At 68.4% G+C, this 10477-nt stretch carries 4 protein-coding genes, 1 tRNA gene and 1 rRNA gene; 1 reads left to right on the forward strand and 5 read right to left on the reverse strand.

Annotated elements, in window-relative coordinates; all coding sequences use genetic code 11:
* Nucleotides 1-14: 14 nt before the first annotated feature.
* The gene (locus ACGFX9_RS32445) at nt 15-698 is read right to left on the reverse strand and encodes a two-component system response regulator (RefSeq protein WP_393481278.1); all 684 of its coding nucleotides are present in this window, start codon (nt 696-698) and stop codon (nt 15-17) included.
* Between the two features lie 244 nt (nt 699-942).
* A complete protein-coding gene (locus ACGFX9_RS32450) occupies nt 943-6450 on the reverse strand; it encodes a HAMP domain-containing protein (RefSeq protein ID WP_393481284.1) in 5508 nt (1835 codons plus the stop codon).
* Between the two features lie 273 nt (nt 6451-6723).
* On the opposite strand from ACGFX9_RS32450, the gene ACGFX9_RS32455 reads away from it, so the two are divergent.
* Nucleotides 6724-9387: a SpoIIE family protein phosphatase gene (locus ACGFX9_RS32455; RefSeq protein WP_393481290.1), complete on the forward strand. Its 2664-nt coding sequence runs from the start codon at nt 6724-6726 to the stop codon at nt 9385-9387.
* A 55-nt stretch (nt 9388-9442) separates the two neighbouring features.
* Here ACGFX9_RS32455 and ACGFX9_RS32460 read toward each other — a convergent pair.
* The 3 genes from ACGFX9_RS32460 to rrf form a co-directional block, all read right to left on the reverse strand.
* Nucleotides 9443-9515 (reverse strand) — tRNA-Thr (locus ACGFX9_RS32460).
* 91 nt (nt 9516-9606) lie between these two features.
* On the reverse strand, nt 9607-10269 hold the full coding sequence (locus ACGFX9_RS32465) for a DegT/DnrJ/EryC1/StrS family aminotransferase (protein WP_393481298.1): 663 nt from the start codon (nt 10267-10269) through the stop codon (nt 9607-9609).
* A 115-nt stretch (nt 10270-10384) separates the two neighbouring features.
* Nucleotides 10385-10477, reverse strand: a 5S ribosomal RNA gene (gene rrf, locus ACGFX9_RS32470); the annotation flags it as partial.

Consider the following 10477-nt stretch of genomic DNA (forward strand, 5'->3'; position numbering starts at 1 on the left):
CCTCCCGCGCAGGCTCAGCTCTGCGAGGACACCGAAGCCGCACCGCTGCCGGTGCCCGGCTCCAAGGCGTCAAGAGCCCGCCGCAAGCCGGTGAGTTTGCGTTCGAGATGGGCGGCGGTGGCGACCGCGGCGGCGTCCGCCGATTCGTCGTCCAGCTGTTTCGACAGCGCCTCCGCCTGCTCCTCGACGGCCGCCAGGCGCGCGGAGAGCTCGGCGAGGAGCCCCGCGGGCTCCTTGGCTTCGCCCGCCGCCGACTTGCCGCCGCCTTCGAGCTGGAGCCGCAGCAGCGCTGCCTGCTCCCGCAGTTGGCAGTTCTTCATGTACAGCTCGACGAAAACCGAGACCTTCGCGCGCAGCACCCACGGATCGAACGGCTTGGAGATGTAGTCCACCGCACCTGCCGCATACCCACGGAACGTGTGGTGCGGGCCGTGGTTGATGGCGGTGAGGAAGATGATCGGGATGTCCCGGGTCCGCTCCCGCCGCTTGATGTGCGCGGCGGTTTCGAAACCGTCCATGCCTGGCATCTGGACGTCCAGCAGAATGACCGCGAAGTCGTCCGTGAGTAGTGCTTTGAGCGCTTCCTCCCCGGACGATGCCCGCACCAGGGTCTGATCGAGCGCAGAGAGGATGGCCTCCAGCGCCAGCAGATTCTCCGGCCGGTCATCGACCAGGAGGATCTTGGCCTTCTGCACCATGGCCCGCCCTCCTCGCCCCGGCGGTACACCGGGCGCCGCCCCAGGGGACGACTCCCTTACGCCGTCCGTCCTTGTGCCGGTCATGGTAGCCGCACCCCGCCTGTCGCCACACCCTGTCACCGCGATGTCACTGTGCACGTAGCAGAAACGCGGTGGGAGACCAGAAGGTTCCCCGAATACCGTGGTTCTACACGGCTTCGGCCACACTCTGTCAGCAACTCCGCGTAATGACGCCGCTTCTCGGTCACTCCCCGCGCATCCACTGCTCCATCACCGACAGCAGATGATCGGGGTCGACCGGCTTCGTAACGTAATCGGAAGCGCCGGAGTCGATGGCCTTCTCCCGATCACCCTTCATGGCCTTCGCGGTGAGCGCGATGATCGGGAGCCCGGCGAACTGCGGCATCCTGCGGATCGCCGTCGTCGTCGCGTACCCGTCCATCTCCGGCATCATGATGTCCATCAGGACGACCGTCACATCGTCGTGCTGTTCGAGGACTTCGATGCCTTCGCGGCCGTTCTCCGCGTACAGCACCGAAAGCCCGTGCTGCTCCAGGACGCTGGTGAGCGCGAACACATTGCGGATGTCGTCGTCGACGATGAGGACCTTCTCACCGCCGAACTGGAAGCCGGGACGCGCCTCGGCCGTCTCCTGCCCTGCCGCCGCCCACTGTTCCTGGGACCGCTGCTCCGCGGTGGGCCCCTGCCCCGGCAGGACCGGCGGCTGCTCCGATGAGGCGTGCGCGGCACGTCGGCGGCGCCGGAAGAGCGTGCCGGAGTCGGGCATCGCGTCGAGCCGCGGCGTCGGCGCCTCGTCCCTCTGCGGCGGCTGCTCGGCCGTGGAGGGAGCCTCCTCCAGAGCGGGCCGCGGTGACGTCCCCGGCAGCGGACCGAGCTGCGCGTAGCCCTGGGGCGGCAGTTCGCTGGGGTGCAGCGGCAAATAGAGCGTGAACGTCGAACCGCGGCCCGGCTCGCTCGCCGCGTGGATCTCGCCGCCGAGGAGCCGTGCGATCTCCCGGCTGATGGAGAGCCCGAGGCCCGTACCGCCGTACTTCCTGCTCGTCGTTCCGTCGGCCTGCTTGAACGCCTCGAAGATGACCCGCATCTTGCTGCCCGCGATGCCGATGCCGGTGTCGCTCACCGAGAAGGCGATCAGGTCCGCGTCCGCGTCCCGCAGCGACCCCGCCTCCAGGAGCTGCTCGCGGATGGCGTTGGGTACATCGGCGTTGGCGTGCCGGATCACCAGCTCGACCGCTCCGGAGTCGGTGAACTTCACCGCGTTGGACAGGAGGTTGCGCAGCACCTGGAGGAGGCGCTGTTCGTCCGTGTGCAGCGTCGCGGGCAGCTCCGGGGACACGCGTACGGAGAAGTCGAGTCCCTTCTCCGCGGTCAGGGGCCGGAAAGTGGCCTCTACGTAGTCCACGAGTTGGACGAGTGCGATGCGCGTCGGGGAGACATCCATCTTGCCCGCCTCGACCTTCGACAGGTCGAGGATGTCGTTGATGAGCTGCAGCAGGTCCGAGCCCGCCCCGTGGATCGTCTCGGCGAACTCCACCTGCTTGGGAGTGAGGTTCGCGTCGGCGTTGTCCGCGAGCAACTTGGCCAGGATCAGCAGGGAGTTGAGCGGCGTACGCAGTTCGTGGGACATGTTCGCCAGGAACTCGGACTTGTACCGCATCGAGACCGCGAGCTGCTCGGCGCGCTCTTCGAGCACCTGCCGTGCCTCTTCGATCTCGGTGTTCTTGACCTCGATGTCGCGGTTCTGCTGGGCGAGCAGCTCGGCCTTCTCCTCCAGCTCGGCGTTGGAGTCCTGCAGCGCCTTCTGCCGGCTCTCCAACTCCGCCGACCGCTCCCGCAGTTGCTCGGTGAGCTCCTGCGACTGCTTGAGCAGCACCTCGGTCTTGGTGTTGACGCTGATGGTGTTGACGCTCGTCGCGATCATCTCGGCGATCTGGCTGAGGAAGTCCTTCTGGATCTGCGTGAACGCCTGGAACGCGGCCAGCTCGATCACACCGAGGACGGTCCCTTCGAAGAGCACCGGAAGGACGATCACCTGGGCGGGCGGCGCCTCGCCGAGGCCGGAGGCGATCCGCAGATAGCCGGACGGCGCGTTCTCCACGAGGATCGTGCGCCGCTCCTGGGCCGCCGTGCCGATCAGCGTCTCGCCGGGCCGGAAGGACGTCGGCATGGAGCCCATGGAGTAGCCGTAACTGCCCATCATGCGCAGTTCGTACGCGTCTTGCTGCTCGGCTCCGGGCTCGGTGCCGTCGTCCGTGGGCAGCGCCAGGAAGAAGGCGCCGTGCTGCGCGGAGACCACCGGCGTCAGCTCGCTCATGATCAGCGAGGCGACGTCCGCCAGGTCACGGCGGCCCTGCATCAGACCGGAGATGCGGGCGAGGTTGCCCTTGAGCCAGTCCTGTTCCTTGTTGGCCAGGGTGGTGTCGCGGAGGTTGGCGATCATCGAGTTGATGTTGTCCTGGAGAACCTGGATCTCGCCCGCCGCGTCCACGTCGATCTTCAGGTTCAGGTCGCCGCGCGTCACCGCGGTGGCGACCTCGGCGATGGCGCGCACCTGACGGGTCAGGTTCCCGGCCATCTCGTTCACGGATTCGGTGAGGTCGCGCCAGGTGCCGTCGACGTCCCGCACCCGCGCCTGACCGCCCAACTGGCCTTCCGTGCCCACCTCGCGGGCCACCCGCGTGACCTGCTCGGCGAAGGACGACAGCTGGTCGACCATCGTGTTGATGGTGGTCTTCAGCTCCAGGATCTCGCCCCGGGCGTCGATGTCGATCTTCTTGGTCAGGTCACCCTTGGCGATCGCGGTGGTGACCATCGCGATGTTGCGGACCTGTCCGGTGAGATTGGAGGCCATGCCGTTCACGGACTCCGTCAGGTCCTTCCACGTGCCCGACACTCCGGGCACCCGGGCCTGACCGCCGAGGATGCCGTCCGTGCCCACCTCGCGGGCCACCCGGGTCACCTCGTCCGCGAACGAACTCAGCGTCTTCACCATGGTGTTGACGGTGTCGGCGAGCTGCGCGACCTCGCCGCGCGCCTCGACCGTGACCTTCTTGGTGAGGTCTCCGTTGGCGACCGCCGCCGCGACCTGGGAGATCCCCCGCACCTGCGCGGTCAGGTTGTTCGCCATCAGGTTGACGTTGTCGCTGAGGTCCTTCCAGGTGCCGGTGACGCCCGGGACCCGCGCCTGGCCGCCCAGGTTGCCCTCGGTGCCCACCTCGCGGGCCACGCGGTTGACCTGCTCGGCGAAGTTGGAGAGCTGGTCGACCATCGTGTTCACGGTGGTGACGAGTTCGAGGATCTCGCCCTTCGCGTCGACGGTGATCTTCTTGGAGAGGTCGCCCATGGCGACGGCCGTGGTGACCTCGGCGATGTTGCGGACCTGAAGGGTCAGGTTGTTCGCCATGCCGTTCACGGACTGCGTGAGGTCCTTCCAGGTGCCGGAGACACCCTGCACCTCGGCCTGGCCGCCCAGGATGCCGTCCGTGCCCACCTCGCGGGCCACCCGCGTCACCTGCTCGGCGAAGGCGGACAGCTGGTCCACCATGGTGTTGAGGGTGTTCTTCAGCTCCAGGATCTCGCCGCGCGCGTCCACGTCGATCTTCTGCGACAGGTCACCTCGCGCCACCGCGGTCGCGACCTGCGCGATGTTGCGGACCTGAGCGGTGAGGTTGCCGGCCATGCCGTTCACGGAGTCGGTCAGATCGCGCCACACACCGGCGACGCCGGGCACCTGTGCCTGCCCGCCGAGGCGGCCCTCCGTGCCCACCTCGCGGGCCACCCGGGTCACCTGGTCGGCGAAGGCGGAGAGCTGGTCGACCATCGTGTTGATGGTGTTCTTCAGCTCCAGGATCTCGCCGCGCGCGTCCACGTCGATCTTCTGGGAGAGGTCGCCGCGGGCGACCGCCGTGGTGACCTGGGCGATCTGGCGTACCTGCGACGTCAGGTTCCCCGCCATGAAGTTGACGGAGTCGGTGAGTTCCTTCCAGGTTCCGCTGACACCGTCCACGCGGGCCTGGCCGCCGAGGCGGCCTTCGGTGCCCACGTCGCGCGCCATCCGCGTGACCTGGTCGGCGAAGGACGACAGCTGGTCCACCATCGTGTTGACGGTGTTCTTCAACTGAAGCATCTCGCCGGAGACGTCGACGGTGACCTTCTGCGACAGATCACCGTTGGCGACGGCCGTCGTCACCTGCGCGATGTTGCGGACCTGACCCGTCAGGTTGCGGAAGGCGGTGTTGACCGAGTCCGTCAGGTCCTTCCACGTGCCTGCCGCGCCCTGCACCTGCGCCTGGCCGCCCAGCTCACCCTCGACACCGATCTCCCGCGCCACACGCGTCACTTCGGCGCCGAAGGCGGAGAGCTGGTCCACCATCGTGTTGACGGTGTTCTTCAGCTCGAGCATCTCGCCCGCGACGTCGACGGTGACCTTCTGCGACAGATCACCGTTGGCGACCGCCGTCGTCACCGTCGCGATGTCCCGCACCTGTGTGGTGAGGTTCCGGAAGACCGTGTTCACCGAGTCGGTGAGGTCCTTCCACGTCCCCGCGGCGCCCGGCACATTCGCCTGACCGCCCAGCTGCCCCTCGGCACCGACCTCGTTCGCGACGCGGGTGACCTCGTCCGCGAACGTACGCAGCGTCTCCGTCATCTGGTTGATCGTCTCGGCGAGTTGAGCGACCTCGCCGCGTGCGCTGACCGTCACCTTCTGGGACAGATCGCCGTTCGCGACAGCCGTGGTGACCTGGGCGATCCCACGCACCTGTGCGGTGAGATTGCCGGCCATGAGATTCACCGAATCGGTGAGGTCCTTCCACACTCCCGCCACACCCGGCACCTGCGCCTGGCCGCCGAGCTCGCCCTCCGTGCCGACCTCACGCGCGACACGCGTCACCTCGGATGAGAACGACGAGAGCTGGTCCACCATCGTGTTGACGGTGTTCTTCAGCTCCAGCATCTCGCCGGCGACGTGGACGGTCACCTTCCGGGACAAGTCACCCTTGGCGACCGCCGTAGTAACGAGAGCAATGTCACGCACCTGCGCGGTCAGCCGGTACGCCATGGTGTTCACCGAATCCGTGAGATCCTTCCACGAACCCGACATTCCACGCACCCGCGCCTGGCCGCCCAGCTTGCCCTCGGTGCCCACCTCACTGGCCACCCGCGTGACCTCGTCGGTGAACGTCGAGAGCTGATCGACCAGGTTGTTGACCGTCCGGCCGACCTTCAGGAACTCCCCGCGCAGCGGATGACCGTTCCCCTCGTCCGCCTGCGCCCGCAGCTCCATCCGCTGCTCCAGGTCACCATCGGCGACCGCGGACAGCACCCGCCCGACCTCGGAGACAGGGCGTACGAGATCGTCGACGAGCGCGTTCGACGCGTCGATCGCGGCGGACCACGAGCCCTCACTGGCGCCGGTTTCCAGCCGTTCCGTGAGCTTTCCCTCACGCCCGACCATGCGCCGGACCCGGGCGATCTCACCGGTCAGATGCAGATTCCGGTCGGCCACCTCATTGAAGACGGCCGCGATCTCGGACATCACGTCATCGCCCGAGACCGTGAGCCGCTTGCGGAAGTTACCGTCCCGCATGGCCACCAGCGCCGCGAGCAACCTGTTCAGGGCTGCCGCGTCCACTGACGTCGTCGTCCCATGGCGCGGTTTGCGCTGTTTACTCAGGGACTGTCCGTCTTTCGCACGCGTTTTAGTGCCCCGCGTCGCTGCGCCAGACTCCACTGTGTCCCTCCCGCAAGGGTCGACCGTACTGCTCGGGTTACCTGGGCTCTCTCCAAGAAGCTTGCCCAGTGTTTCACCATGGCTGAACCAGGCCATAACAGTTCGGCAGCTTCGCACACCGTCCGCACACCCTCCGGGCGGAAACACTGACGACCGGCATCAGCATGGACGGCGAAGGTAAGTAACCTGGCATCCGGCTGTCCAACCACCCCGGTCCTGCCCGGCCTGGGCGGTGGCACACGTACAAGCGGGCATCGGAGGGGCGGCCGCACCATGGTGGGAGATCTGGGCGTCGATACTCGTACGAGGAGTTCTGTGATCACCGCGCGCGCGGCTGCGACCTTCGACCCCGTCGGACGTTCCGTCGCGACGGCGCGCTCCTTTGTCCGCGACACCCTCCAGGGCTGGGGGTTCACCGACATCGTCGACGACGCGGTCGTCCTCACCAGCGAGCTCGTCACCAACGCCGTGGTGCACGCGGGAACCGCGGCGGACGTCCTCTGCCTGCGCAGCGAGGACGCCGTACGCATCGAGGTCTCCGACCACTACCCCGAACGTGAGATCCCTCTCCAGCAGTCCGCGGCGAGCATGGGCAGCCCCGACCGCGAGGGCGGCCGCGGCCTCCAGCTGTGCGCGGCGCTCGCCACCCGCTGGGGCGTCGACTACACCCCCACCAACAAGCAGGTCTGGTTCCAACTCGACCTCCCCGACCGTTCGGTGGGCACCCGCGCCGCGGGCCCCGCGCTCCCCGCCGAACTGCTCCCGATCACCGACGGCAGAGTCCGCGTCGCCGTCGTACAGATCGACCGCGTGGGCGCCATCTCCGCCTGGAACGAAGACGCGGAAGAGCTCTTCGGGTACGCCGCCGAACAGGTCACCGGCAAACCGCTCACCGACTTCGCCGCCTGGCCGCACACCCCGGGCACCAGCACGGGCATCGTGGAAGCGCTCAAGCTCTCCCGCTGGGAGGGCAGTTACGGCATCCGCGGCTCGGACGGCCGCGTGACCCCCGTCTACGCCTCCCACCTGCGCGTCCGCGACACCGACGGCGAACCATCCACGGTCTGCCTGCTCGTCCGCGACGACGAGCGCGCCGTCCTGCAGACCCCGCTGCGCGGCCCCTCCCCCGAGCCCGGGACGCTCAACGAATCGCACACCGCCGACCCCTTCGAGGTCTTCATCGGCTCACCCGCGCCGGACGACCTCGACGGTCTCCTCCAGCGCACGGTCGAGCGCGCCCGCGACATGCTCGACGGCGACGCCGCCTTCCTGCTCCTCGCCACGGACGACGAGACGGAACTCGAGGTACGCGCCTCCACAGGGCTGCCGTCCGCCCGCCAGCGCTTCGCCCGCGTCCCCGTGGAGGCGGGCCCCGGACGCTACGGCTCCGCCCGCATGCCGGCCGTCCACGAGGACCTCACGGTCGTCCCCGGCGCCGTCCCTCTGCTCAGCGGCACCGGCATGCGCTCCGTCGTCACGGTCCCGCTGAAGGTCGAGGGGCGCCTCACCGGCTCCCTGGGAGTGGCCGCCGAAGCCCCCGACCGGTACTCGAACGAAGAGGCCCTGCGCCTCCAGTTCGCCGCCGACCGCATCGCCCTCGCCGTCGAGTCGGCCCGCCTCGGCGAACTCGAGAAGCTCCGCCGCGGCTCCCTCAGCTTCCTCGTCGAGGCGTCCGACCTCCTCGCCGGCACGCTCGACCGCGACCAGACCCTGGCCCTCATGGCCCAGATGACGGTCCCGACGCTCGCCACCTGGTGCGCCGTCTACACGATCGCCGACCAGTCGTCCGAGCCCTATCTGTCGTACGTTCTCCATGAGGACGAGGAGCGCATCGACGGCCTGAAGGTGCTCCTCTCCAAGATCGCCCCTCCCGACCCCGTGCCGACCCCGGGAGCCCGCGTCTGGGCCGCCCCCTCGGAAGCGGCCCACCAGGCCGCCCTGCGCACCTCCATGCGCAGCCTCGGCCTCGGCGAACCACTGAGCCTGGCCTCCGGCATCGGCACGACGCTTTCTACGGCGTCGGCTGTGGGCGGCGAGACGGTCGTCCTGCCCCTGGTCGCCCGCAACCGCGTCATCGGCATGCTCACGCTGGGTAAGCCTTCGGACGAACACTTCCGTCAAGAGATCCTGGAATTGGCCGAAGATCTCTCCCGCCGAGCGGCCCTCGCCCTCGACAACGCCCGCCTGTACTCGGAGCGCATGGCCATCAGCCAGTCCCTCCAGCGCAGCCTGCTCCCCCCGGAGCTCCCGCAGATCCCGGGTGTCGAGGTCGAGGTCATCTACCGCGCGGCCGGCGAGGGCAACGAAGTCGGCGGTGACTTCTACGATCTCTTCCCCATCCGCGACGGTGCGTACGGCTTCGCGATCGGCGACGTCTGCGGCACGGGCCCGGAGGCCGCCGCCGTCACCGGCCTGGCCCGGCACGCCCTGCGCCTCCTCGCCCGCGAGGGCTTCGGCGGCCCCGCGGTCCTGGAGCGCCTGAACGCCGCGATCCTCGACGAGGGAGCCCGCAGCCGCTTCCTTACCCTGCTGTACGGGGAGCTCTGGCCCCAGGAGGACGGCTCGGCGGTCCTGAAGATCGTCTGCGCCGGGCATCCGCTCCCGCTCCGTCTGCGCCAGGACGGCACGGTGGAGCCGTACGCGGAACCGCAGCCGCTGCTCGGCGTGATGGAGGATCTGGAGCTCTACGAACAGACGATGACGCTCGACCCGGGCGACGTCCTGCTCTGCGTGACGGACGGCGTCACCGAGCGCCGCGAGGGCACCCGCATGCTCGGCGACGACGGCCTGGCGGACGTCCTGACGGCCTGCACGGGTCTCACGGCGGGCGCGGTCGCGGCTCGCATCATGCGCGCGGTGGAACGCTTCGCGACGGATGCCCCGTCGGACGACATGGCGATCCTCGCGATGCGGGTCCCCGGCCTCCAGAAGGACTGAGACACAAAAAAAGTCCCCGCCCAACTGGGCGGGGACTTTCCTGACTTACTCTCTGAGCCCCCAAGCGGAATCGAACCGCTGACCTTCTCCTTACCATGGAGACGCTCTACCGACTGAGCTATAGGGGCCTGTTGCGCGGTCGCGGTTTCCCACGCGGCAACGGAATAGATAATACCCGAGATCGAAGCCGCCTTGAACCGGCCGCCCTGCCCGCTGTTCCTAGAAGGCCGGCTGGAGAAGCCCGCCGAGCGCGTTGCAGGCGGACACCAGGCGCTGCAGATCGCGCCGCGACATCGACGCGTCGACCGGAAGGGCCAGTGTCTCGTCCGCGGCCCGCTCGGTCTCGGGCAGACAGACGTCCCGCCAGAACTTCGGCGTGCGATGCACGGGCGTCTTCACCGGCACCCGGCAGTCAATTCCCTTGGCCCGCACGGACCGCGCGAAAGCGTCCCGGTCCGGCCGCCCGTTGCCGGGCACGCGCACGACGTACTGCTGGTAGCCGTGCCCCTCGGCTCCGTCCGGGGTCACCACACCGCTCAGCCGCCCGCTCAGGTACGCGGCGTGCGCACGCCGCTGCGCGAGCTCGTCGAACGGGGCGTCCAACTCGCCCTGTTCCAGTACGAGAACTCCGTGCCGCTGCCCAACGTCCCTGAGCCGCCTGACGTCCGCGGGGTGCCCGAAGCGGTGCACCACGACGACCGCAGCGGTACGGGAGTTCACGGAGGCGGCCACCGCGGCAGGATCCAGGCAGTACGTCGACTGCTCTATGTCCGCGAAGACGGGCACCGCCCCGGCCAGGACCACGGCCTCGGCGATCTCTACATTCCCGAAGGCCGGCACGATGACCTCGTCACCGGTGCCGATACCTGCGGCTCGCAACATGCCAACTGTCCCCATGTCTCCGGATGTTGGCCGCGGAACGTGAACAGCAAGTTACGCAAAACAAAAAAGAGCTGGTCCCTGAACCGAAGTTCAGGGACCAGCTCTTTCAATATTAGTTCGGCGGCGTCCTACTCTCCCACAGGGTCCCCCCTGCAGTACCATCGGCGCTGTGAGGCTTAGCTTCCGGGTTCGGAATGTAACCGGGCGT

Origin of the sequence: Streptomyces sp. NPDC048436 (assembly GCF_043200355.1) — a bacterium.
Taxonomy (GTDB): domain Bacteria; phylum Actinomycetota; class Actinomycetes; order Streptomycetales; family Streptomycetaceae; genus Streptomyces.